Annotated in this window: 21 protein-coding genes; 9 read left to right on the forward strand and 12 right to left on the reverse strand. The window is 62.9% G+C overall.

The window, feature by feature from the left end; translation table 11 throughout:
- Nucleotides 1–18: 18 nt before the first annotated feature.
- Complete coding sequence (locus JFU57_RS07525; protein ID WP_201128709.1) at nt 19–2,322, forward strand: CHASE2 domain-containing protein; 2,304 nt, start codon at nt 19–21, stop codon at nt 2,320–2,322.
- Nucleotides 2,323–2,550: 228 nt separating this feature from the next.
- Here JFU57_RS07525 and JFU57_RS07530 read toward each other — a convergent pair whose 3' ends face one another.
- The 4 genes from JFU57_RS07530 to glyQ all read right to left on the reverse strand — a co-directional run bounded on the left by JFU57_RS07530 (nt 2,551) and on the right by glyQ (nt 6,955).
- Nucleotides 2,551–3,321, reverse strand: a complete 771-nt coding sequence (locus tag JFU57_RS07530; protein WP_078470325.1) for a lysophospholipid acyltransferase family protein — start codon at nt 3,319–3,321, stop codon at nt 2,551–2,553.
- A gap of 82 nt (nt 3,322–3,403) precedes the next feature.
- Entirely contained in the window at nt 3,404–3,937 is a 534-nt protein-coding gene (gene gmhB, locus JFU57_RS07535; RefSeq protein WP_078470324.1) for a D-glycero-beta-D-manno-heptose 1,7-bisphosphate 7-phosphatase, read from the reverse strand.
- A 10-nt stretch (nt 3,938–3,947) separates the two neighbouring features.
- The gene (gene glyS, locus JFU57_RS07540; RefSeq protein ID WP_201128710.1) at nt 3,948–6,005 is read right to left on the reverse strand and encodes a glycine--tRNA ligase subunit beta; all 2,058 of its coding nucleotides are present in this window, start codon (nt 6,003–6,005) and stop codon (nt 3,948–3,950) included.
- Nucleotides 6,002–6,955: a glycine--tRNA ligase subunit alpha gene (gene glyQ / locus JFU57_RS07545; protein WP_003213601.1), complete on the reverse strand. Its 954-nt coding sequence runs from the start codon at nt 6,953–6,955 to the stop codon at nt 6,002–6,004. The genes glyS and glyQ overlap by 4 nt, the downstream gene beginning before the upstream one ends.
- An 81-nt stretch (nt 6,956–7,036) precedes the next feature.
- On the opposite strand from glyQ, the gene tag reads away from it, so the two are divergent.
- The 3 genes from tag (at nt 7,037) to JFU57_RS07560 (ending at nt 8,842) form a co-directional block, all read left to right on the forward strand.
- Nucleotides 7,037–7,600, forward strand: a complete 564-nt coding sequence (tag, locus tag JFU57_RS07550; protein ID WP_020294967.1) for a DNA-3-methyladenine glycosylase I — start codon at nt 7,037–7,039, stop codon at nt 7,598–7,600.
- Nucleotides 7,601–7,642: 42 nt separating this feature from the next.
- On the forward strand, nt 7,643–8,530 hold the full coding sequence (locus JFU57_RS07555; protein ID WP_201128711.1) for a lysophospholipid acyltransferase: 888 nt from the start codon (nt 7,643–7,645) through the stop codon (nt 8,528–8,530).
- 72 nt (nt 8,531–8,602) lie between these two features.
- Nucleotides 8,603–8,842 carry a hypothetical protein gene (locus JFU57_RS07560; protein WP_020294969.1) on the forward strand — a complete coding sequence of 80 codons (240 nt, stop codon included), beginning with the start codon at nt 8,603–8,605 and terminating at the stop codon, nt 8,840–8,842.
- A 61-nt stretch (nt 8,843–8,903) separates the two neighbouring features.
- Here JFU57_RS07560 and JFU57_RS07565 read toward each other — a convergent pair whose 3' ends face one another.
- The 5 genes from JFU57_RS07565 to def form a co-directional block, all read right to left on the reverse strand.
- Nucleotides 8,904–9,221, reverse strand: coding sequence for a tetratricopeptide repeat protein (locus tag JFU57_RS07565; RefSeq protein ID WP_201128712.1), 318 nt, complete (start codon nt 9,219–9,221; stop codon nt 8,904–8,906).
- 99 nt (nt 9,222–9,320) lie between these two features.
- Complete coding sequence (gene trkA, locus JFU57_RS07570; RefSeq protein WP_078470318.1) at nt 9,321–10,694, reverse strand: Trk system potassium transporter TrkA; 1,374 nt, start codon at nt 10,692–10,694, stop codon at nt 9,321–9,323.
- Nucleotides 10,695–10,716: 22 nt separating this feature from the next.
- Nucleotides 10,717–12,042: a 16S rRNA (cytosine(967)-C(5))-methyltransferase RsmB gene (gene rsmB, locus JFU57_RS07575; protein WP_078470317.1), complete on the reverse strand. Its 1,326-nt coding sequence runs from the start codon at nt 12,040–12,042 to the stop codon at nt 10,717–10,719.
- Entirely contained in the window at nt 12,039–12,998 is a 960-nt protein-coding gene (fmt, locus tag JFU57_RS07580; protein WP_201128713.1) for a methionyl-tRNA formyltransferase, read from the reverse strand. The genes rsmB and fmt overlap by 4 nt, the downstream gene beginning before the upstream one ends.
- Before the next feature lie 69 nt (nt 12,999–13,067).
- The gene (def, locus tag JFU57_RS07585) at nt 13,068–13,574 is read right to left on the reverse strand and encodes a peptide deformylase (protein WP_020294974.1); all 507 of its coding nucleotides are present in this window, start codon (nt 13,572–13,574) and stop codon (nt 13,068–13,070) included.
- 155 nt (nt 13,575–13,729) lie between these two features.
- Between def and JFU57_RS07590 the strand changes: the two genes are divergently transcribed.
- From JFU57_RS07590 to JFU57_RS07600, 3 genes are all read left to right on the forward strand, one after another.
- Nucleotides 13,730–14,758: a LysM peptidoglycan-binding domain-containing protein gene (locus JFU57_RS07590; RefSeq protein ID WP_201128714.1), complete on the forward strand. Its 1,029-nt coding sequence runs from the start codon at nt 13,730–13,732 to the stop codon at nt 14,756–14,758.
- A gap of 88 nt (nt 14,759–14,846) precedes the next feature.
- Nucleotides 14,847–15,953: a DNA-processing protein DprA gene (gene dprA / locus JFU57_RS07595; RefSeq protein WP_201128722.1), complete on the forward strand. Its 1,107-nt coding sequence runs from the start codon at nt 14,847–14,849 to the stop codon at nt 15,951–15,953.
- 55 nt (nt 15,954–16,008) lie between these two features.
- Nucleotides 16,009–16,566 carry an L-threonylcarbamoyladenylate synthase gene (locus JFU57_RS07600; protein WP_078470313.1) on the forward strand — a complete coding sequence of 186 codons (558 nt, stop codon included), beginning with the start codon at nt 16,009–16,011 and terminating at the stop codon, nt 16,564–16,566.
- Nucleotides 16,567–16,674: 108 nt separating this feature from the next.
- Here JFU57_RS07600 and JFU57_RS07605 read toward each other — a convergent pair whose 3' ends face one another.
- Together JFU57_RS07605 and JFU57_RS07610 are read right to left on the reverse strand one after the other, a co-directional pair.
- Nucleotides 16,675–17,712, reverse strand: coding sequence for a hypothetical protein (locus JFU57_RS07605; protein ID WP_153050227.1), 1,038 nt, complete (start codon nt 17,710–17,712; stop codon nt 16,675–16,677).
- Between the two features lie 609 nt (nt 17,713–18,321).
- On the reverse strand, nt 18,322–19,299 hold the full coding sequence (locus JFU57_RS07610) for a quinone oxidoreductase family protein (protein ID WP_201128724.1): 978 nt from the start codon (nt 19,297–19,299) through the stop codon (nt 18,322–18,324).
- Nucleotides 19,300–19,467: 168 nt separating this feature from the next.
- Between JFU57_RS07610 and hemF the strand changes: the two genes are divergently transcribed.
- A complete protein-coding gene (hemF, locus tag JFU57_RS07615) occupies nt 19,468–20,385 on the forward strand; it encodes an oxygen-dependent coproporphyrinogen oxidase (protein WP_078470309.1) in 918 nt (305 codons plus the stop codon).
- Between the two features lie 18 nt (nt 20,386–20,403).
- A complete protein-coding gene (gene aroE / locus JFU57_RS07620) occupies nt 20,404–21,225 on the forward strand; it encodes a shikimate dehydrogenase (protein WP_201128726.1) in 822 nt (273 codons plus the stop codon).
- Nucleotides 21,226–21,399: 174 nt separating this feature from the next.
- Here the strand turns inward: aroE and JFU57_RS07625 are convergent, their stop codons facing one another.
- A complete protein-coding gene (locus JFU57_RS07625; protein ID WP_201128728.1) occupies nt 21,400–22,968 on the reverse strand; it encodes a SulP family inorganic anion transporter in 1,569 nt (522 codons plus the stop codon).
- Nucleotides 22,969–23,011: the final 43 nt, after the last annotated feature.

Raw genomic sequence — 23,011 nt, forward strand, 5'->3', positions numbered from 1 at the left:
GCCTGCGGCCTGCTGCCGATGAAGCGCTGGCGCCGTGTGGAAGGTCGGGAGCCGACCCAGGCTCAGCGCCTGTTTCGCGGCCTGGTACGGGAATGGCTCTGGGTCAGCCTGATCCTGCTGCCCCTGACCGCCCTGTTGTCCCTGACCCCGGGGCTGGCGCTGAACAACCTGCTGTACGACAGCCTGAACCGGCTCAGCCCCCTGCCCGTCGACCCGCGAATCCTGATCGTCACCATCGACGACTACAGCCTGCAACAACTCGGCCGATGGCCCTGGCCGCGGTCGCTGCATGCGGATCTGCTGGACCGCTTGCGCGAGGCCGAGGTTCGGGGCGTGCTGTTCGATGTGATTTTCAGCGAGCCCGACAGCCAGCCGGATAACGATGTGCGCCTGGCCCAGGCCCTGTGTCGCTCGGGCAATGTGCTGTTGCCGTTGCTGCGCGAAAGCGTCGCCCGCTATGGGCAACCTCTGGGTGAGATCGAACCGGTGGCCGCGTTGCGCGACTGTGCCAAGGCCGTGGGGCATATCAATGCCCAGGCTGATGCCGACGGCATTGTGCGCAGTGTGTATTTGCGTGAAGGCTTGGCGCAGAGTCCCAAGGCGCAACTGGCCTGGCTGCTGTATGAAATGGCGCGGCCGGCCGGCTCGTCTGCGACCCCTCCTGGCTCTGCCGAGCCTCAGCTGGCCCAGGGCTGGCTACGAGCCCATGAGGTGCGGATTCCCTTTATCAGCGCGGCGGGCGGTTTTCCCAGCGTGCCCTATGTCAGCGTGTTGCGTGGCGACGTGCCGCCGGAGTTGCTGCGTGACCGCTTGATCCTGATCGGTTCCACGGCTCCGGGCCTGGGTGATCGCTACGTCACGCCGCAGTCGGCCAGCCTGGGGACCACACCCGGCATCGAGATCCAGGCCAACCTGCTTAACGGTTTATTGCAGCAGCGCAGTATCGTGGCGCTGGGCAACTGGCCGGCGACCCTGCTGTCGGTGGCCCTGGTGGCCGCCCTGCTCGGCCTGCTGCTGTGGCGCCCACGCCATGCGCTGTGGTTGACCCTGGGGTGCATGGGCCTGGCATTGCTGGGCTCGGCACTGTTGCTGCGGGCAGGCGGCTGGTGGTCGCCCGCAGCCAGCCTGCTGGGGATGCTGCTGGCGTACCTGATCTGGAATTGGCGGCGCCTGAGCGTGATCCTGGCTTATTTCGGCTGGGAGCTGGCGCGCCTGGACAGCGAACCCAAGGTTCTGCCCGAGCGCCGCCATACCCCGGTCGCGTCCGGCGATGTATTGCAGGGGCAGATTGTCGCCCTGGAACAGGCCATGAGCCGCACCCGCGACACTCGCCGGTTTATCGCCGATGGCCTGGAGTACCTGCCGGTGGCGACGCTGATCAGCAACCCCGATGGCAGGATCCTGCTGGCCAATCGCAAGGCCCGTGAACTGTTCGCCAACCCGCTGCTGGGCAGTGAACTGCTCGCCCAGTTGGCGGAGCTGGGTTATCCACAGGGTTCGTCGCCTGACCTGTCGCAACTGCAGTGCCTGGAGTTTCGCGATACCCAGGAGCGCAGCCTGCGCCTGGATCGGGCCCCGTTGCTGCCAGCTGACAGCGATACACCGATCGGCTGGCTGCTGAGCTTCACCGACCTCAGCGTCGAGCGCGATGCCGAGCAGCAGCGCGCGGTGCTGCTGCGGTTTCTGTCCCATGACTTGCGCGCGCCCCACTCGGCGATCCTCGCCTTGCTCGATGTGCAGCGCCATCAGGCGCCCGGTGAGAACCAGGTGTACCTGCAGATCGAACAGCAGGTACGCCGCGCACTGAGCCTGACCGAAGCCTTTGTGCAGTTGGCCAAGGCCGAGTCCGAGGCTTATCAGTTCCAGCCGAGCATCTTCGCCATGCTGGTGCTGGATGGGTTCGACCTGGCGGCGACCATTGCCCAGTTGAAGCGCATCACCTTGGTCCACGACCTCGACGAAGATGCCGAAGGCATGGTTCTGGCCGATCAGTCCCTGCTCACGCGGGCGTTGTTCAATCTGCTGGAGAACGCGATCAAGTACAGCCCCGAGGGCTCTGTGGTGAGCGTGCATGTCAGTTGCCGCGAGGGCTGGCTGAGCTGTGAGATCAGCGACCAGGGCAAAGGCATCGCCGCCCAGGATCTGCCGCAGCTGTTTGGTCAGTACCAGAGATTTTCCTCGGCCCAGGGCATTGATGGGCTGGGGCTGGGGTTGTCGATGGTCAAGGCCGTGGTGGAGCGCCATCAGGGGCGGATCATCTGCCGCAGCCAACTGGGGCAAGGCTCGACCTTCACCCTGCAACTGCCACTGCTGGAAGAGTAACCCGTGGCCGCTGCCAGGCTGCTGGCCGCCGTGGGGGTGTCAGGTGCATGGACGGCGTGTTACAGGTCCAGCGCAGCCTCGCGAGTTCGGCCCCCGCGAGGGGCTGCGAAAAACTTATGCACGTTTTTCGGCGTTTTATGAGCTTCGGAAATATGTATATAAATCATAAATTTACGAAGCTATTTCGCCGATTAGACAGAAAACCGTACACAGGTTATCCACAGATACTCAGGACGCCAGCGACTCCGCTTCGGCGCTCACTGGCGGCAGTGAACCCATGTCCCGTTGTGCCTGTTCGTTCCAGGCCTGTACACGGTCGTTCAGGGTGGCAATGGCCCGTGGTCCCGAGCCTTCGGCATACATCGGCTCGCCAATCACCACGGTGATGGTGCCGGAGCGCTTGGCCCAACCGGTCTTCGGCCAGAACTTGCCCGCGTTGTGGGCAATCGGCAGGACCGGCAAGTTGGCATTCACCGCCAAGGCGCTGCCACTGCGGGAAAATTTGCCGATCTGACCGTAGGGGACCCGGGTGCCCTCGGGGAAAATCAGTACCCAGACGTTGTCCTTGAGCAGTTCATCGCCCTTCTTGGCGACCACTTTCAAGGCGGCCTTGGGGTTGTCGCGGTCGATGGCGATCGGCCGCAGCATGGCCATGGCCCAGCCGAAGAACGGCACAAACAGTAACTCGCGCTTGAGCACCTGGCTCAGAGGTTCGAAGTACGCCGAGAGAAAGAACGTCTCCCAGGTGCTCTGGTGGTTCGACTGAATCACGCAGGGGCGGTCCGGGATGTTTTCGGCGCCTTTGACTTCAAAACGGATGTCGAGAAAAACCTTGGTCAGCCACAACGCGCAGCGGCACCAGTAAACGTTGATAAAGCGGTAGCGCGCCTTGAACGGCAAAAAAGGCGCGATAAAAAAGCTCAGGGAACACCACAGCAACGAGCTGGTGCCCAGCAGCAGGTAAAAGAAAAAAGTTCTGATGGCCTGCACGATCGACATAGCGGCATTTACCGTTGCGGGCACTGCCCGCCTATTAAAAGCGCACCCCCGAACAGTCCTTGATCAGGATTTCAGAAGAGCTTTAGTGGTGGATAAGTTCAGCGGCAACAGCCGCCAGGTCGTCAAAAATCAAGGTGCCAACCGGCAGGTTCAAGCCCTGGGTCTTTGTGCCTTTCCCGGTTTTTACCAAAACTGGCTGAGAGTCGACGGCCTTGGCCGCTTCCAGGTCACCGAGACTGTCGCCTACAAACCATAGACCGGTCAGGGGCACCTGATAGTGCTCGGCAATGGCGTGCAACATTCCCGGCTTGGGTTTGCGACAGGCGCAACCCTCATCGGGACCGTGTGGGCAGTAGACGATCAGCCCGACCTCGCCACCCTGCTCGGCCACCAGCGCCCGCAGGCGCTCATGCATGGCGTCGAGGGTGGCGATATCGTAGTAGCCGCGAGCGATGCCCGACTGGTTGGTAGCGACCGCTACCGTCCAGCCGGCCTTGCTCAACTGCGCGATGGCCGCGATCGATCCGGGGAGTGGGTGCCACTCCTCCACCGACTTGATGTAAGCGTCGGAGTCGTAGTTGATCACCCCGTCCCGATCGAGAATCAGCAGTTTCACCAGCAGCCCCTCAGCCCAGCAGCGAGATGTCGGCAACGCCCAGGAACAAGCCCCGCAGACGCGCCAGCAGCGCATAGCGGTTGGCCCGTACGTTGGCGTCTTCAGCGTTGACCATCACCGCTTCGAAGAACGCATCCACCGGCTCGCGCAGGGCGGCCAGGCGGGCCAGGGTCTCGCTGTACTGACGCGCTGCGGCCATTGGCTGCACCGCCTGATCCGCTTGCTGGATCGCCGAATACAGGGAGAACTCGTTGGCGTTGTCGAAGTACTTGGCTTCCACGGTGCTCGGCACGCTGCCTTCGACCTTGCTCAGCAGGTTCGATACACGCTTGTTCACGGCGGCCAGTGCGGCGGCCTCCGGCAGTTTGCGGAAGGCCTGCACGGCTTGTACGCGCTGGTCGAAGTCCAGCGCCGAGCCCGGCTTCAGTGCACGCACCGAGAGGTAGGTGGCCACGTCCACGCCTTCATCTTCATAACGCGCACGCAGGCGGTCGAAGACGAATTCCAGCACCTGGTCGGCCAGGCCGGCGGTCTTGATCTTGCTGCCGAAAGCGTTGACGGCGAAGGCCACGGCCTCGGTCAGGTCCAGGTCGAGCTTCTTGTCGATCAGGATACGCAGTACGCCCAGGGCCGCACGGCGCAAGGCATAGGGGTCCTTGCTGCCGGTCGGGAGCATGCCGATGCCGAAGATCCCCACCAGGGTGTCGAGCTTGTCGGCAATGGCCACCGCCGCACCGGTCAGGGTGCTCGGCAGTTCGGCCGCGCCGGCGCCACGGGGCATGTACTGCTCGTTCAGCGCCAGGGCAACGTCTTGCGGCTCGCCGTCATTGAGGGCGTAGTAGTAGCCGGCAACGCCTTGCATCTCCGGGAACTCGCCGACCATTTCGGTGGCCAGGTCGCACTTGGACAGCAGGCCGGCACGGGCCGCGCGCTGGGCGTCGCCACCGATGCGTGGGGCGATGAAGGCGGCCAGCTTGGAAACCCGCTCGGCCTTGTCGTAGACGCTGCCGAGTTTTTCCTGGAAGACCACGTTCTGCAGGCGCAGGTTGAAGTCTTCGAGCTTCTGCTTCTTGTCTTGCTTGAAGAAGAACTCGGCATCGGTCAGGCGCGGACGAACGACTTTCTCGTTACCGGCGATGATCTGCCGCGGGTCCTTGCTTTCAATGTTGGCCACGGTGATGAAGCGCGGCAGCAATTTGCCGTCGACGTCCAGCAGGCAGAAGTACTTCTGGTTGTCCTGCATGGTGATGATCAGGGCTTCTTGCGGCACGTCGAGGAAGCGTTCCTCGAACGAGCACACCAGCGGCACTGGCCATTCGACCAGGGCGGTCACTTCATCGAGCAGGGCTGGCGGCACGATGGCGGTGCCTTCCTGCAGGCGCGCCAGTTCTTCGGTGCGCTTGCTGATCAGCGTGCGACGCTCATTGGCGTCTGCCAGCACGTAGGCGCCGCGCAGGTCGTCGAGGTAGCTGGCCGGCGAGCTGATGCGCACGGTTTCCGGGTGATGGAAACGGTGGCCACGGGATTCACGACCGGCTTTCTGGGCCAGGATGGTGCAATCGATGACCTGGTCACCGAGCAGCATCACCAGCCATTGGGTCGGACGCACGAACTCTTCCTTGCGGGCACCCCAGCGCATGCGCTTGGGGATTGGCAGGTCGTTCAGCGAGTCTTCGACAATGGTCGGCAGCAAGCTGGCGGTCGGCTTGCCCTTGATGCTCTGGCTGTAGCGCAGTTTCGGGCCGCTCTGGTCGATTTCGCTGAGCTCGACGCCGCATTTCTTGGCGAAGCCCAGGGCCGCCTGGGTCGGGTTGCCTTCCGCGTCGAACGCCGCCTGGCGTGGCGGGCCGTCGAGGTTGATGCTGCGATCAGGCTGCTGGGTGGCCAGCGCGGTGATCAGGACCGCCAGGCGCCGTGGCGCGGCATAGACCTGTTTGGCTTCAAAGCCCAGGCCAGCGGCCTGCAGGCCTTTCTCGATGCCGGCCAGGAAGGCTTCGGCCAGGGTATTCAGGGCCTTGGGTGGCAGTTCTTCAGTGCCCAGTTCAACCAGGAAATCTTGCGCACTCATTGTGCCGCCTCCAGCTTAGCCAACACTTCGTCACGCAGGTCCGGGGTCGCCATCGGGAAGCCCAGCTTGGCACGGGCCAGCAGGTAGGCTTGCGCAACGGAACGCGCCAGGGTGCGGACTCGCAGAATGTATTGCTGGCGCGCGGTTACCGAGATGGCACGGCGGGCGTCCAGCAGGTTGAAGGTATGGGAAGCCTTCAACACCATTTCGTAGCTCGGCAACGGCAGCGGCTGATCCAGCTCGATCAGGCGCTTGGCTTCGCTTTCATAGAAGTCGAACAGTTCGAACAGCTTCTCGACGTTGGCGTGTTCGAAGTTGTAGGTCGATTGTTCCACTTCGTTCTGGTGGAACACATCGCCATAGGTGACCTTGCCGAACGGGCCGTCGGCCCACACCAGGTCGTACACCGAGTCCACGCCCTGCAGGTACATGGCCAGGCGTTCCAGGCCGTAGGTGATTTCGCCGGTGACCGGGTAGCACTCGATGCCGCCGGCTTGCTGGAAGTAGGTGAACTGGGTGACTTCCATGCCGTTGAGCCAGACTTCCCAGCCCAGACCCCAGGCGCCGAGGGTCGGCGATTCCCAGTTGTCTTCGACGAAACGGATGTCATGCACCAGCGGGTCGAGGCCCACGTGCTTCAACGAACCCAGGTACAGCTCCTGGAAGTTGTCCGGGTTGGGCTTCAATACCACCTGGAACTGGTAGTAGTGCTGCAAGCGGTTGGGGTTTTCGCCGTAGCGGCCGTCAGTCGGGCGACGACTGGGCTGCACATAAGCGGCGTTCCAGGTTTCCGGGCCGATAGCCCGCAGGAAGGTAGCGGTGTGGAAAGTGCCGGCGCCTACTTCCATATCGTAGGGCTGAAGTACCACACAACCTTGCTCGGCCCAGTATTGCTGGAGGGCGAGGATCAAGTCTTGGAAGGTACGCACGGCTGGCGTAGGCTGGCTCACGAAATTCACCTGTTACTTGGGCTGCGATTTAAGGAGCGGGAGTATACCCGATTCGGTCGTGCGCACGCCCCCTGGAGCCTTATGCCACGCTGCTTTTGGTGTTCCGATGATCCGCTGTACATGGCTTATCACGATCAGGAGTGGGGCGTGCCGCTACGCGATGCGCAGCGCTTGTTCGAGTTGTTATTGCTCGAAGGGTTCCAGGCCGGGCTGTCATGGATCACCGTTTTGAAGAAGCGCGAGCGCTATCGCCAGGTGCTGTTCGGCTTCGATGTGCAGCGGGTGGCGCAGATGAGCGATGCCGAAATCGACGAGCTGATGCTCGACCCCGGAATCATCCGCAACCGCCTCAAACTCAACGCCGCCCGGCGCAATGCCCAGGCCTGGCTGGAGCTGGAAGACCCGGTGGGGCTGCTCTGGTCGTTTGTCGGCGGGGTGCCCAAAGTCAATCATTTCAAGGACCGCAGTGAAGTGCCGGCGGTCACGCCTGAGGCCCAGGCGATGAGCAAGGGCCTGCAGAAAGCCGGCTTCACGTTCGTCGGACCGACCATCTGTTATGCCTTGATGCAGGCCTCGGGCATGGTCATGGATCACACCCGTGACTGTGATCGCTACGCCATCCTCGCCAACGCGCGGTTAGAATAGCCGGCTGCGACTAGGTCATGACCAACAGCTCAGGAGTCACTTGTGGATAAGTTCAAAGGCGCCCTGCTGGTGGGCGCTCTGCGGTTGTTTGCCCTGCTGCCGTGGCGCGCAGTGCAGGCCGTCGGTTCGGCCATCGGCTGGATCATGTGGAAAACCCCCAACCGTTCCCGCGATGTGGTGCGGATCAACCTGGCCAAGTGCTTCCCCGAAATGGACGCCGCCGAACGCGAGCGTTTGGTGGGACAGAGCCTGAAAGACATCGGCAAGTCCCTGACCGAAAGCGCCTGCGCCTGGATCTGGCCGGCCCAGCGCTCCATCGGCCTGGTGCGTGAAGTCCAGGGCCTGGAGGTGCTGAAAGAGGCTCTGGCCTCGGGCAAGGGCGTGGTCGGCATCACCAGCCACCTGGGCAACTGGGAGGTGCTCAACCACTTCTATTGCAACCAGTGCAAACCGATCATTTTCTACCGTCCGCCCAAGCTCAAGGCGGTGGATGATCTGCTGCGCAAACAGCGGGTGCAGTTGGGCAATCGCGTTGCCGCGTCCACCAAGGAAGGCATCCTCAGTGTCATCAAGGAAGTGCGCAAAGGGGGGGCAGTGGGGATTCCCGCCGACCCGGAACCGGCCGAATCCGCCGGGATCTTCGTGCCCTTCTTCGCCACCCAGGCGCTCACCAGCAAGTTCGTGCCGAACATGCTGGCCGGGGGCAAGGCGGTGGGTGTATTCCTGCACGCCCTGCGCCTGCCTGACGGTTCAGGCTACAAGGTGATCCTCGAAGCGGCACCTGAAGCGATGTACAGCACCGATACCCAGGTGTCCTGCGCGGCCATGAGCAAGGTGGTCGAGCGCTATGTGGCGGCGTATCCGAGCCAGTACATGTGGAGCATGAAACGCTTCAAGAAACGTCCGCCCGGCGAAGAGCGCTGGTACTGACAAGAGCTGGCATGATCTGTGGATAACTTCATGCCTGAAGTTATCCACACCTGACGAGCAAGGGCGCAACAGATGTCCGATCAGCGTAAATCCTTCCGCATCACCATCCAGCACGAGAGCTTCGGCGAGTGCCTGGGGCAGACGCGCAACCTGTCGTCCAGCGGCGTGTATGTACAAAACCCGATCCTGGCCGCCCTGCCCAAGGGCGCGGTGGTCTATGGACAGGTCCAGGGCTTGCCGGTCATTGCGCCGCGAGTGCGCATGGAAGTGGTGCAGGTCGACGCGCAAGGCATTGCGCTGCGCTATCTCTGAACCCTCCAACCGACCCTCAACCCTGTACCCGCCGAGGCACGGGTTGGGAGGTCGGGGGGATTTACGGTTGGGACTGGCGCTCGAGCTTTTTGAGGAAGACGGTCATTTCCTTTTCTGCCTGCTTGTCGCCATGAGCGCGGGCGGCTTCCAGGCCCTGTTCCCAGGCCTGGCGTGCGGCCGGATAGTCGGCCTGGGCCAGGAAGGACTTGCCCAGGAGCTTCCACGCGGCCGAATACTTGGGGTCGAAGGCCACGCAGCGTTGCAGGTGCTCGGCGGCTTTGGCGGGCTCACCGAGGTCCAGGTAGCCCTTGCCCAGGCCGAAGCGCAACAGGGCGTTATCCACACCCTTGGCGAGCATTTTTTCCAGGGAATCCAGCATGGTCTTGTGTCCTGTGGATAGTTTTGGTTGTGCAAGAAGCACAGCGGCTGTGGCAACGCGCTCGAGCCTGGGGCAGCCGCCACAGGCGAGCGCGAGGGGTTAGAAGAAGCTCAGGCCGACGTGGAACAGTTTTTCCACGTCGCGGATGTGCTTTTTATCCACAAGGAACAGGATCACGTGATCGCCGGCCTCGATCACGGTGTCATCGTGGGCGATCAGCACTTCTTCATCGCGAATGATCGCGCCGATGGTGGTGCCCGGCGGCAGGCCGATGTTCTCGATGGCGCGCCCGATCACCTTGCTCGACTTGGCGTCACCATGGGCGATGGCCTCGATCGCCTCCGCCGCGCCCCGGCGCAGGGAGTGCACGCTGACGATATCGCCACGGCGCACGTGGGCCAGCAGGGTGCCGATGGTGGCCAACTGCGGGCTGATGGCGATGTCGATATCGCCGCCCTGGATCAGGTCGACGTAGGCCGGGTTGTTGATGATGGTCATGACCTTCTTCGCCCCCAGGCGCTTGGCCAGCAGCGACGACATGATGTTGGCCTCGTCGTCGTTGGTCAGGGCCAGGAAGATGTCGGCGTCGGCGATGTTCTCTTCCAGCAGCAGGTCGCGGTCCGAGGCGCTGCCCTGGAGCACCACGGTGCTGTCCAGGGTGTCCGAGAGGTAGCGGCAGCGCGCCGGGTTCATCTCGATGATCTTCACTTGGTAGCGGCTTTCGATGGCCTCGGCCAGACGCTCGCCGATCTGCCCGCCACCGGCGATGACGATGCGCTTGTAGGTTTCATCAAGGCGGCGCATCTCGCTCATCACCGCTCGGATGTGGGCCTTGGCGGCAATGAAGAACACCTCGTCGTCGGCTTCGATCACCGTATCGCCCTTGGGCATGATCGGCCGGTCACGACGGAAGATCGCCGCCACCCGGGTATCGACGTTGGGCATGTGCTCACGCAACTGGCGCAGTTGCTGGCCCACCAGCGGGCCGCCGTAGTAGGCCTTGACCGCCACCAGCTGCGCCTTGCCTTCGGCGAAGTCGATCACTTGCAGGGCGCCGGGGTGTTCGATCAGGCGCTTGATGTAGTTGGTCACCACCTGCTCGGGGCTGATCAGCACGTCCACCGGGATCGCGTCGTTGTCGAACAGGCCGGCGCGGGTCAGGTACGCGGCTTCGCGCACCCGGGCGATCTTGGTCGGGGTGTGGAACAGGGTGTGGGCGACCTGGCAGGCGACCATGTTGGTCTCGTCGCTGTTGGTCACCGCCACCAGCATGTCGGCGTCGTCGGCACCGGCCTGGCGCAGCACCGTCGGGAACGAGGCGCGGCCCTGCACGGTGCGGATGTCCAGGCGGTCGCCGAGGTCCCGCAGGCGTTCGCCGTCGGTATCGACCACGGTGATGTCGTTGGCTTCGCTGGCCAAGTGTTCCGCCAGGGTGCCACCCACCTGCCCTGCGCCGAGGATGATGATCTTCATCCAGTCACTCCCTTAAACCCGGTTAACCGCGCGCGGCGGCGATCTTGATCAGCTTGGCGTAGTAGAACCCGTCATGGCCGCCTTGCTGAGCCAGCAACTGGCGACCGTGGGGTTGCTTCAAGCCGGCCGCAGGCTGCCCGTTTTGCCCGGCGATGTCCAATTCGCGAGCTCCCGGGGTGCGCCCCAGGAACGCTTCGATCACTGCGGTGTTCTCGGTGGGCAGGGTAGAGCAGGTGGCGTAGAGCAGGATCCCGCCGACGTCGAGGGTTGGCCACAGCGCGTCCAGCAGCTCGCCTTGCAGCTGTGCGAGGGCGGCGATGTCGTCGGCTTGGCGGGTGAGTTTGATGTCCGGATGGCGGCGGATGACCCCGGTGGCCGAGCATGGCGCGTCCAGCAGGATCCGCTGGAACGGCTTGCCGTCCCACCAGGCCTGGGTGTCGCGGCCATCGGCGGCGATCAGTTCGGCGGCCAGCCCCAGGCGTTCGAGGTTTTCCCGCACGCGCACCAGGCGCTTGGCTTCCAGGTCGACGGCGACCACGCCGGCCAGCTTGGGCTCGACTTCAAGGATGTGGCAGGTCTTGCCGCCCGGTGCGCAACAGGCGTCCAGCACCCGTTGGCCGGGGGCCAGGTCCAGCAGGTCGGCGGCCAGTTGCGCGGCTTCGTCCTGCACGCTGATCCAGCCTTCGGCAAAGCCCGGCAGGCCGCGCACATCGGCGGCGGCGTCGAGGACGATGCCATCCTGGCTGTACACGCAAGGCGTGGCCGCCACACCGGCGGCGCTCAGCAGCCCGAGGTAGGCATCACGGGAATGGTGACGGCGGTTGACCCGCAGGATCATCGGCGGGTGCGCGTTATTCGCCGCGCAGATGGCTTCCCACTGCTCGGGCCAGAACGCCTTGAGCGACTTTTGCAGCCAGCGCGGGTGGGCTGTGCGCACCACCGGGTCATGTTCCAGCTCGGCCAGCAGCGTTTCGCTTTCACGCTGGGCGCGGCGCAGCACGGCATTGAGCAGGGCCTTGGCCCAGGGTTTTTTCAGCTTGTCGGCGCAACCCACGGTTTCGCCGATGGCGGCGTGGGGTGGAACCCGGGTGTAGAGCAGTTGGTAGAGACCGACCAGCAGCAGGGCCTCGACATCGGCATCGGCTGCCTTGAACGGCTTCTGCAGCAGTTTGGCCGCCAGTGCCGACAGCCGTGGCTGCCAGCGCGCAGTGCCGAAGGCCAGGTCCTGGGTAAAGCCGCGATCGCGGTCTTCGACCTTGTCCAGCTGGGTCGGCAGCGAGCTGTTGAGCGATGCCTTGCCGTTGAGTACGGCTGCCAGGGCCTTGGCGGCGGCCAGACGCGGGTTCATTGGGCGTCTACCGTTTGACCGAGGACCGTGCCGATGGCGAATTTCTCGCGGCGGCTGTTGAACAGGTCACTGAAGCTGAGGGCCTTGCCGCCGGGCAATTGCAGGCGGGTCAGGCACAGCGCCTGTTCACCGCAGGCGACGATCAGGCCGTCCTTGCTGGCGCCGAGGATTTCACCCGGTGCGCCCTGGCCTTCAGCCAGTTGCGCGGCCAGGACTTTCAAGGCTTCGCCATTCAAGCTGCTGTGGCAGATCGGCCACGGGTTGAAGGCGCGTACCAGGCGCTCCAGCTCAACGGCCGGGCGGCTCCAGTCGATACGCGCCTCGTCCTTGTTCAGCTTGTGGGCGTAGGTGGCGAGCGTGTCGTCCTGCACTTCGCCGTGCAAGGTGCCGGCAGCCAGGCCGGCGATGGCCTGCACCACGGCCGGTGGGCCCATGTGCGCCAGGCGGTCGTGCAGGCTGCCACCGGTGTCTTGGGCGGTGATCGGGGTGCTGACCTTGAGCAGCATCGGCCCGGTGTCCAGGCCGGCTTCCATGCGCATCACGGTCACGCCGCTCATCGCGTCGCCGGCTTGCACCGCGCGCTGGATCGGCGCCGCACCACGCCAGCGTGGCAGCAGCGAAGCGTGGCTGTTGATGCAGCCCAGGCGCGGAATATCCAGCACCACCTGCGGCAGGATCAGGCCGTAAGCCACCACCACCATCAGGTCGGGCTTGAGCGCCGCCAATTCGGCCTGGGCTTCGGGAGCACGCAGGGTCGGCGGTTGCAGCACCACGATGTCGTGTTCCAGGGCCAGCTGCTTGACCGGGCTCGGCATCAGTTTTTGCCCGCGTCCCGCCGGGCGGTCCGGCTGGGTGTAGACCGCAACGATCTCGTACGGGCTTTCAAGCAGGGCCTTGAGGTGTTCGGCGGCAAATTCCGGGGTGCCGGCAAAGACGATGCGCAGTGGCTCAGTCATGGGAATTCTCGGTGGTAAACATGCGGAAAAGAAAAAGGCTTGCTGCTGCAAGCCTTTGGAAGAAGGGCATCAAGCGTTCTGGCGATGCTGTTTTTCCAGCTTCTTCTTGATCCGGTCACGTTTGAGCGTGGACAGGTAGTCAACGAACAACTTGCCGTTGAGGTGGTCGCATTCATGCTGGATGCACACCGCGAGCAGGCCTTCGGCGATCAGCTCATACGGCTTGCCGTCGCGGTCCAGGGCCTTGATCTTGACGCGTTGCGGGCGATCGACGTTTTCGTAGAAACCCGGCACCGACAGGCAGCCTTCCTGGTACTGCTCCATCTCGTCGGTGAGGACTTCGAACTCGGGGTTGATGAACACCCGGGGTTCGCTGCGGTCTTCGGAGAGGTCCATGACCACGATGCGCTTGTGTACGTTGACTTGAGTCGCGGCCAGGCCGATGCCGGGCGCTTCATACATTGTTTCAAACATGTCGTCGACCAACTGACGCACTTCGTCGTCCACTACGTCCACCGGTTTGGCGATAGTGCGCAGGCGCGAATCGGGGAATTCGAGGATGTTTAAAATGGCCATAGGCGTAATTGCTACACGTGTGAAGTAAGGGCGGAGTCGGTGGCCTTGCAGGTGCTGGACCCGGGCTACCGTTGCAAAACGTGCTCCAGCAGGAGGAGCGAGCCGCGCAGGCTCTGGCGTTTCACGCGAACGCACATAATAAAGGGATTCACCGCATGAGGAAATCACTACTCGCCTTGCTGCTGTTGGGCTGGGCCGCGATCGCCCAGGCGCAGGTGCCACTTCGGGAGGGTTATCCACAGCGCTATACGGTGGCTGCGGGCGATACGCTGTGGAGCATCGCCGGCCAATTCCTGCGTGATCCCTGGCAATGGCCGGCACTGTGGCAGGCCAATGCCCAGGTGGGTGATCCCGACCTGCTGTATCCGGGCGATGTCCTGACCCTGGTCCAGGCTTCCGGACAGCCGCAGCTCAACCTCGAGCGCGGCACCTCACGCGGCACCCTCAAGTTATCCCCGCAAGTACGGCGCACGCCCCTGGTGGACGCGATACCGGCTCTGCCACTGCACGCCATCGACAGCTTCCTGCTGGGCAATCGCATGATCGAGCGCGAAGAGGATTTCCGGCAGGCGCCCTATATCGTTGCCGGCGATGCCGAGCGGGTCCTGGCCGGCAGCGGCGACCGGGTGTTCGCGCGTGGGCATTTCGACGTGGCGCTGCCCGCGGCCTACGGCATCTTCCGTCAGGGCAAGGTCTACCGCGATCCGCAAAGCCAGGAGGTATTGGGGATCAATGCCGACGATATCGGCGGCGGCGAGGTGCTGGCGCTCGACGGTGACCTGGCGACCTTGGCCCTGCAACGCACCACTCAGGAGGTGCGCCCGGGGGATCGCCTGTTCCCCAGCCAGGCCCCGCCCGCGGCAGAGAACTTCGTGCCCAGCGCGCCGGATCGCCCCGTCGACGGCCTGATCATCGATGTGCCGCGTGGGGTGACCCAGGTCGGGGCCATGGATGTGGTGACCCTGGACAAGGGCCGGCTGGACGGCCTGACACCCGGCAACGTGCTGGCGGTGATGAAGACCGGCGAAACCGTGCGTGACCGGGTCGCCGGCGAACAGGTGAAGATTCCCGACGAACGTGCCGGATTGCTGATGGTGTTTCGAACCTATGACCGGCTCAGCTATGGATTGGTGCTCAGCGCCTCGCGTTCGCTGGCAGTGCAGGACAAGCTGCGCAACCCTTGAAGCAGCCCATTCCTCAACAAGTTACCAACAGAGTTATCCACAGCTTATTCCCGCCACAGCGGGGCTTATAACGATCAAGGATGATCCTATGACCCAGCCTGTCACTGCCCAGGTTTCCCCCGCGGAACTGGAAGCGCGTTTACGTTTGCATCGCCTGCCGGAGCTAGGTCCGAGGCGTTTTCAGCGCTTGCTCGACGCCTTTGGTTCGGCCTCCAAGGCCATCAGCGCGCCGGCCAGTGCGTGGCGTGCCCTGGGGTTGTCCCAGGCCTGTAGCGAGGCCCGGCGCAGCGCCGAAGTACGGGATGGCGCCAGCCGTGCATTGGCCTGGCTTGAGCGTCCGGGCCAGCATTTGCTGCTGTTGGGCGAGCCGGGCTACCCGGCGTTGCTCGCGCAATTGCCTGACGCCCCACCCCTGTTGTTTGTCGCGGGTGACCCACGGATTCTGGAAAAACCGCAGTTGGCGATGGTCGGCAGCCGCCGTGCGTCCAAGCCCGGGATGGACACGGCGAGGGCTTTTTCCCGCAGCCTCGCCGGGGCCGGTTTTGTCATCACCAGCGGCTTGGCTTTGGGCATCGATGGTGCGGCGCATCAGGCTGCACTGGATGTTGGCGGGCAAACCGTGGGCGTGCTCGGCACCGGCCTGGAAAATTTTTATCCACAGCGCCACCGGGCCCTGGCCGAGGCGATGATTGAGCGCGGCAGCGCGGTGGTTTCCGAGTTCCCGCTGGAGACCGGGCCCCAGGCCAGCCACTTCCCGCGGCGCAACCGGATCATCAGTGGTTTGTCCCTGGGGGTGCTGGTGGTCGAGGCCAGTGTCGCCAGCGGGTCGTTGATCACCGCGCGCCTGGCGGGGGAACAGGGGCGTGAGGTCTACGCCATTCCGGGGTCGATTCATCACCCCGGGGCCCGTGGCTGTCATCAATTGATTCGTGATGGCGCGGTGCTGGTGGAGACCATCGAACACATTCTCGAAGCCCTGCGCGGTTGGCAGCACCTGGGGTTATCCACAGAGTCACCGCCGGCTGTCGCCGAGCATCCGTTGCTGCAGCTGCTGCACGCGGCGCCGCAGACCAGCGAGGCTCTGGCCACGGCCAGCGGCTGGGCGTTGCCCAAGGTGTTGGGTGAACTCACGGAGCTGGAATTGGCAGGGCGCGCCGTCTGTGAGTCCGGTCGCTGGTTTGCGCGGGTGAGCTAGGTTTTACAGACAAGATCGGTAAACTGCGCACAGCCTTAATCCCGGAGAATCAGTAATGGTCAGCAGTTGGCGCGTGCAACAAGCCGCACGAGAAATTCGCGCAGGAGCGGTAATTGCCTACCCAACCGAAGCGGTCTGGGGCCTGGGGTGCGATCCATGGAACGAGGAGGCAGTGGATCGTCTGCTGGCGATCAAGTCGCGTTCGGTGGACAAGGGCCTGATCCTGATCGCCGATAACATCCGCCAGTTCGACTTTCTCTTCGAAGACTTCCCGGACACCTGGATCGAGCGCATGTCCAGCACCTGGCCCGGGCCCAACACCTGGTTGGTGCCCCATCAGGACCTGTTGCCGGAATGGATTACCGGGGTCCACGATACCGTGGCATTGCGGGTCAGCGACCATCCGCAGGTGCGTGAGCTGTGTGCCTTGGTCGGTCCGTTGATTTCCACTTCGGCCAATCCCCAGGGGCGTCCCGCGGCACGCACGCGAATCCGTGTGGAGCAGTACTTTCGCGGGCAGCTGGATCTGGTGCTGGGTGGCAGCTTGGGTGGGCGCAAGAATCCGAGTGTTATCCGTGACCTGGCCAGCGGGAAGGTCATTCGCTCAGCGTGATGAGCCGGGCCAGTTTCCTGTGAGAACAGTCACTGGCACCAGCTCATGCAGGCAGGCACATCAGGCAATGCTGGGTGCTGCTTGCCCTGTGATGCAGGCGAGCGCGGTCTAGAGAGAATCGATGATTAGGGTGAGTATGGCGTCCGTGCGCCCGGGCGTAATGACTGACGACGCAGTCGCAGGTTTAAGTTTGGCGACGAACTGATGGGTGATCGTGTCATTGCCAATACTGTAGTTTCCATTCTTCAGTCTGAACTTTTCATTTAGGTTGATAGCTACGCCCCCTTCAGGCTTCACTTCAATGACCGTGCCCTTCGCACACCCTTTCTCGCAGGGGATGGTATCGAGGTTGCCATCAGCACGTATGTTTGCTGAAAGAAAACGAAGTGATGCAACGTTGTTGAAGTATTCCGCGTTACTCTGGATGCCACAACCACTGAACTCAAGCCTGAACGGCCTTTCTACAGCCCCTCTTGCCACATCATCTACCTGCACAGTTCCAAATCTGACGTTAGTTTGCGCACTGCTGAAGTGACACGGGTTGACCAGCAACTTGGTATTCGCCACAAACACAATTTTGCCCCAGGCACTACTGTTAGTTGTCCCTGGCCAGAAGGAAGTGAGTGAGTTTTTTGGATCAATCAATACATCATGAGTACCAGGGGGTAGGGTTGTATTTTCCTTGGTCTTTATAAGCTCGGCTACGAGTGGAGTATTCATGGTGTATATTTGGCCATTGACCACGTTTGTTATTTTGAAAAATTCCCCCCAACGGCTACAGGGTGTATATCCACCGCCGTCAGCATTTCTATAACGAATACCAACACCGTCTAGTTGTGTCTTGCAGACGTATCCACTTTCTCCGCTATTGGGGAAACCTTGTATGACAAAGGTTTTGCCCCACATGCTGCTACCGTTGCTACCGCCGCATATAAGAGAACCGGTCATGTTGGCAGTACCTAATACGCCATTGACAGGTACTGCATTGAACGGTTTCAGGCTCGTCAAACGTATTTCAGCTTGATTGTTACCTGCAGAGGCGTTCGGGCTGCTGCGGCACAGAGCGTTGAGCGGATTGGAATAAGCGAGGCTGGGTAGAAAAAGTGTGGGCAGGAAAGCAGCGATCAGTATTCTTTTATACTGCATGGGAATATCTTTTTTTATGAAAAATCATCATCTGTCTTCTGCATTTCTAATTACAGTTATTAGGAGGTAAAATCCTAACAGGTTTTGATTTTTGAATGGTGTGCGACTTATGTTTCTGGATTTTTTTCAGACAAGTCCTGTTGGTAGAACTAGGGTGCAGGCATGTAAAACCGTGCCTGGCGCGCCTTGCGTCCATTCACAGAATGTTGATGCAGACAGTGAGCGTGGCGTTGGTTTTCCCGTCCGTGGTGTTTGAGGTCTTGATAATATTTGGAGATACACTTTAAATCTTGACGTCGCCCCGGACGGTAATGAAGTAACGAGGAATGAGCGGCAATCGGGAGTTCGTAATAAATTTACTTTACCCCCAAGGGCCCCGGTCGTTCGCCCTGACCACTAGGGTAAAAGTCTATTGTGCAGGGCGAGGCTAAAGTAATACGGCCGAGGAGCAAGACTTGTCTTCTAATCGGCTTTCATATGGGCTCCATCAATGGATATTCCACGGTGTGGTGAGTCTCTGTATTGAGTGCGCAGCGCTCCGCACTTAGCCAGGTCATGTATGGATTCATACGCCTGCCGTGGTTGTTTCGCGCCACGCACCTGCCGGGTTTAGGGCAGCAAAATGGTCGAGCCGGTGGTACGACGCGCCGACAATTCGGTGTGGGCCTTGGCGGCGTCGGCCAGTGGATAACGCTGGCCGATCTCAATCTTCAGCTTGCCGCTGGCAATCATCGCGAACAGGTCATCAGCCATCAGTTGCAGGTTTTGCGCGTTGTTGGCGTAGCTCGCCAGGGTCGGCCGGGTGACGTACAGCGAGCCCTTGGCCGATAGGATTCCCAGGTTGACCCCCTCCACTGCGCCCGAGGCATTGCCGAAGCTGACCATCAGCCCGCGTGGCGCCAGGCAGTCCAGGGAGGTCAGCCAGGTGTCCTTGCCCACGCCGTCGTAGACCACCGGGCACTTTTTGCCGTCGGTCAGTTCCAGCACGCGCTTGGCCACGTCTTCATGGCTGTAGTCGATGGTCTCCCAGGCGCCCAATGCCTTGGCGATGGCGGCTTTTTCCGGCGAACTGACGGTGCCGATCAGTTTTACCCCCAGGGCCTTGGCCCATTGGCAGGCCAGGGAGCCGACGCCACCGGCCGCCGCGTGGAACAACACGGTTTCGCCGCCCTTGAGCTCGTAGGTCTGGCGCAACAGGTATTGCACGGTCAGGCCCTTGAGCATGACGCCCGCCGCCTGTTCGAAGCTGATGGAGTCCGGCAGGTGCACCAGGTTCGCCGCCGGCAGCACATGCACATCGCTGTAGGCGCCCAGGGGGCCGCTGCCATAGGCCACACGGTCGCCGACCTTGAACTGGGTGACCTCGCTGCCCACTGCGTCGACCACGCCCGCGCCTTCGGCGCCCAGGCCTGATGGCAGGCTCGGCGGCGCATACAGGCCACTGCGGAAATAGGTGTCGATAAAATTCAGGCCGATGGCCTTGTTGCTGACACGGACTTGTTGCGGGCCCGGCTCGGCGGGCTGGTAGTCCGCATATTCAAGTACTTCGGGGCCGCCATGGGCACGGAACTGGATACGTTTGGCCATCTGCATTCTCTCCTCGGTCGTGTCGCGAAAGTGTTCTATCGGACTCCTCTGCTTGACCTTCGTCAACTGCGGCAGGCCGGGGTGCAGTGTTATGCTACGCGCCCATTTGCGCCGGCCCCTGCTTCATCCCTAGCGCCGCGTAGCTTTGCCCCGATTCAAGGTGATGCCATGACTACCCGCACCGAGGCCGTAAAAGCCTACCTGCTCGACCTGCAAGACCGCATTTGCGCTGCGCTGGAAACCGAAGACGGCGGCGCACGCTTCATCGAGGACGCCTGGACCCGCCCGGCCGGCGGTGGCGGACGCACCCGAGTGATTGGCGACGGAGCGGTGATCGAAAAAGGCGGCGTCAACTTTTCCCACGTGTTCGGCAGCGGTTTGCCCCCTTCGGCCAGTGCCCACCGGCCGGAGCTGGCTGGTCGCGGTTTCGAGGCACTGGGCGTGTCGCTGGTGATCCACCCGCACAACCCTCACGTGCCGACATCCCACGCTAACGTGCGCTTCTTCATCGCCGAGAAAGAAGGCGAAGAGCCGGTCTGGTGGTTCGGTGGCGGTTTTGACCTGACCCCCTATTACGGCAATGAAGCGGACTGCGTGCACTGGCACCGGGTCGCCGAAAAGGCCTGCGCACCGTTCGGCGCCGATGTTTATCCACGCTACAAGGCCTGGTGCGACAGCTACTTCCACATCAAGCATCGCAGCGAGCCACGGGGCATTGGTGGCCTGTTCTTCGACGATCTGAACGAGTGGGACTTCGACACCAGCTTCGCCTTTATGCGCGCCATCGGTGACGCCTACATCGAGGCTTACCTGCCGATCGTCCAGCGCCGCAAGGCTGCGGCCTACACCGCGCAGCAACGCGAGTTCCAGGAATTCCGCCGGGGCCGCTACGTCGAGTTCAACCTGGTCTACGACCGTGGCACCCTGTTCGGCCTGCAATCGGGCGGGCGCACCGAATCGATCCTGATGTCGCTGCCGCCGCAGGTGCGTTGGGGCTATGACTGGAAAGCCGAGCCCGGCAGCGAAGAAGCACGCCTGACCGAATACTTCCTGCAAGACCGTGACTGGCTGGCCGGTTCCGCTTGAACAAAAGGGCTTTAGCAGATGGATCAGTACGTCGTTTTTGGTAACCCGATCGGCCACAGCAAATCGCCGCTGATCCATCGCCTGTTCGCCGAGCAGACGGCTCAGCAACTGGACTACAACACCCTGCTGGCACCCCTGGACGACTTCACCGGCAGCGCCCGGGCGTTCTTCGCCGAGGGCCGTGGCGCCAACGTCACAGTGCCGTTCAAGGAAGAAGCCTATCGCCTGGCCGACAGCCTGACCGAGCGCGCGCAACGGGCCGGTGCGGTGAACACCTTGAGCAAGCTCGTCGACGGCCGCCTGCTGGGGGACAACACCGACGGTGCCGGCCTGGTCCGGGACCTGACGGTCAATGCCGGGTTCAGCCTCAAGGGCAAGCGCATCCTGCTGCTGGGGGCCGGTGGCGCGGTGCGCGGTGCCCTGGAACCGTTGCTGGCGGAACAGCCGGCCTCGGTCATCATCGCCAACCGCACTGTGGAAAAGGCCGAGCTGCTGGCGGAGTTGTTCGCCGACCTGGGGCCGGTGTCGGCCAGCGGTTTCGACTGGTTGCAAGAGTCGGTGGACCTGATCATCAACGCGACCTCGGCCAGCCTCTCCGGCGATGTGCCGCCGATTGCCGGGAGCCTGATCGAGCCCGGCCACACCCTGTGCTACGACATGATGTACGGCAAGGAACCCACGCCGTTCTGCCGTTGGGCCAGGGAGCACGGGGCGACGCAGGTGATGGATGGCCTGGGCATGCTCGCCGAGCAGGCGGCGGAAGCCTTCTACCTCTGGCGTGGCGTGCGCCCGGACAGCGCGCCGGTGCTGGCTGAGTTGCGGCGGCAATTGGCGCAGTAACGAGCTGCAACAGTGTGGCGAGGGAGCTTGCTCCCCCCCTCGGCCGCGCAGCGGTGGTAGAACCGGCTTTCGAAGTCTGTCAGACGGACGACGGTGCCCGGCTTTGGGCCTGCTGCGCAGTCCAGCGCGAGCAAGCTCGCTCGCCACAGGGAGCGCCCCCGTCAAACCTTGGGGTCAGTCTTCGAAGTGGATCGGGCAATGCTGCGGTCCTTCGAGCTTGATCAACTCCTCCTTCACCGCCTGGCGCGCCCGGCGCAGGATCAGGCTGCGATCCTGGCGCCGCAGACGCCTGGCCTCCTGGTGCAGCATTTCCACCCCCGAGTAATCGATGAAATTGATGTGCTGGGCCTCGATCACCAGGCGTGGCGCGTGGCAGCGTTGCATGCGCACTTGCAGGTAGTGGCTGGCGCCGAAGAAGATCGAGCCCCCAACCCGCAGAATGTCCTCGTCACCCTCGCGCCATTGCTGCACCCGCGGTTGCGAGGTGCGCTTGAGGTAGAAAAACAGCGACGCCAGGACCCCGGCATAAATCGCCGTTTGCAGCTCCAGGAGCAAGGTGGCGATGCAGGTCAGGCTCATCACCACGAACTCGGCGCGACTGACCCGGAACAACGCGCGGATGCCGCGATGATCCACCAGCCCCCAGCAGATCAGCAGGATGCTGCCCGCCATGGCCGGGATCGGAATATGGGCGATCAGCGACGCGCCACTCACGGCAAACAGCGCCACCCACAGTGCGGAAAACACCCCGGCCAGCGGTGAATGGGCGCCGGCTTCGTAGCTCAGGCCGGAGCGGGTAAAAGAGCCGGACGACAGATAGCCGGAAAAAAACGCGCCGACGATATTCGACAGGCCCTGGGCGCGCACTTCCTGGTTGGCATCGAGCAATTGTTCGGAGCGGGCCGACAGTGAGCGGGCAATCGACAAACTGGTCACCAGCCCCAGCATCCCCACCGCCACGGCGCTGGGCAGCAGGCGCAGGATCATTTCCAGGTCCAGCGGCAGGGGGCTGAAGGGCGGCAGTTGGCCGACAAAGGCGCTGACCAGCTGCACATGGCCGAACAGCGCGGGCCACAGCCACACCACCAGGGCGCTGAGTACCAGGGTTATCAACAGGCTCGGCCAGCGGGGCAGCAGCAGTTTCAGCGCCACCCCCAGCAACAAGGTGCCCAGGCCGAGCAGCAAGGAGGGTTTATCCACAGCATCGAGGTGGCCCAGCAGTGAGAGCAGGCTGTTGAGGGCGGTGGCCTGGTTCGGCAGGTCCAGCCCCAGCAGGTTGGGCAATTGGCCGAGGGCGATTACCACGGCGGCGCCGAGGGTGAACCCCAGCACCACCGAGTGCGAGACGAAGTTCACCAGGGCGCCAAAGCGCAGCAAACCCAGCAACCACTGGAACACCCCGGCCAGCAGGGTCAGCAACAGGATCAGGGTGATGTAGTCCTGGGACGCGGGCACGGCCAGGGGGCTGACACTGGCATAGAGCACGATGGAAATGGCCGCCGTCGGGCCGCAGATCAGGTGCCAGGAAGAGCCCCAGAGGCAGGCAATCAGCACCGGCACTATCGCGGCATACAGGCCGTACTCCGGCGGCAGGCCGGCGATCAGGGCGTAGGCAATGGATTGCGGCAGGGCCAGGATGGCGCCGCTCAGCCCCACCAACAGATCACGTCCGACGCTGGCGCGGGTTTGCCGAGGCAGCCAGCTCAGGAAGGGAAAGAGTGAATGGCGGTTGGGCCAGGCCATGGTTCCTCGCGGGTGGATTGATTCAAGGGCGTCAGGGTAAAGC

The sequence above is a fragment of the Pseudomonas sp. TH07 genome (assembly GCF_016651285.1).
GTDB lineage: Bacteria > Pseudomonadota > Gammaproteobacteria > Pseudomonadales > Pseudomonadaceae > Aquipseudomonas.

What these genes read in the sequence shown, in the direction of transcription:
- JFU57_RS07525 (WP_201128709.1), top strand. Translation starts at nt 19, where the DNA reads ATGAAGCGCTGGCGCCGTGTGGAAGGTCGGGAGCCGACCCAGGCTCAG.
- JFU57_RS07530 (WP_078470325.1), bottom strand. Translation starts at nt 3,321, where the DNA reads ATGTCGATCGTGCAGGCCATCAGAACTTTTTTCTTTTACCTGCTGCTG.
- glyS (WP_201128710.1), bottom strand. Translation starts at nt 6,005, where the DNA reads ATGAGTGCGCAAGATTTCCTGGTTGAACTGGGCACTGAAGAACTGCCA.
- tag (WP_020294967.1), top strand. Translation starts at nt 7,037, where the DNA reads ATGCCACGCTGCTTTTGGTGTTCCGATGATCCGCTGTACATGGCTTAT.
- JFU57_RS07560 (WP_020294969.1), top strand. Translation starts at nt 8,603, where the DNA reads ATGTCCGATCAGCGTAAATCCTTCCGCATCACCATCCAGCACGAGAGC.
- JFU57_RS07565 (WP_201128712.1), bottom strand. Translation starts at nt 9,221, where the DNA reads ATGCTGGATTCCCTGGAAAAAATGCTCGCCAAGGGTGTGGATAACGCC.
- trkA (WP_078470318.1), bottom strand. Translation starts at nt 10,694, where the DNA reads ATGAAGATCATCATCCTCGGCGCAGGGCAGGTGGGTGGCACCCTGGCG.
- rsmB (WP_078470317.1), bottom strand. Translation starts at nt 12,042, where the DNA reads ATGAACCCGCGTCTGGCCGCCGCCAAGGCCCTGGCAGCCGTACTCAAC.
- fmt (WP_201128713.1), bottom strand. Translation starts at nt 12,998, where the DNA reads ATGACTGAGCCACTGCGCATCGTCTTTGCCGGCACCCCGGAATTTGCC.
- def (WP_020294974.1), bottom strand. Translation starts at nt 13,574, where the DNA reads ATGGCCATTTTAAACATCCTCGAATTCCCCGATTCGCGCCTGCGCACT.
- JFU57_RS07590 (WP_201128714.1), top strand. Translation starts at nt 13,730, where the DNA reads ATGAGGAAATCACTACTCGCCTTGCTGCTGTTGGGCTGGGCCGCGATC.
- dprA (WP_201128722.1), top strand. Translation starts at nt 14,847, where the DNA reads ATGACCCAGCCTGTCACTGCCCAGGTTTCCCCCGCGGAACTGGAAGCG.
- JFU57_RS07600 (WP_078470313.1), top strand. Translation starts at nt 16,009, where the DNA reads ATGGTCAGCAGTTGGCGCGTGCAACAAGCCGCACGAGAAATTCGCGCA.
- JFU57_RS07605 (WP_153050227.1), bottom strand. Translation starts at nt 17,712, where the DNA reads ATGCAGTATAAAAGAATACTGATCGCTGCTTTCCTGCCCACACTTTTT.
- JFU57_RS07610 (WP_201128724.1), bottom strand. Translation starts at nt 19,299, where the DNA reads ATGGCCAAACGTATCCAGTTCCGTGCCCATGGCGGCCCCGAAGTACTT.
- hemF (WP_078470309.1), top strand. Translation starts at nt 19,468, where the DNA reads ATGACTACCCGCACCGAGGCCGTAAAAGCCTACCTGCTCGACCTGCAA.
- aroE (WP_201128726.1), top strand. Translation starts at nt 20,404, where the DNA reads ATGGATCAGTACGTCGTTTTTGGTAACCCGATCGGCCACAGCAAATCG.
- JFU57_RS07625 (WP_201128728.1), bottom strand. Translation starts at nt 22,968, where the DNA reads ATGGCCTGGCCCAACCGCCATTCACTCTTTCCCTTCCTGAGCTGGCTG.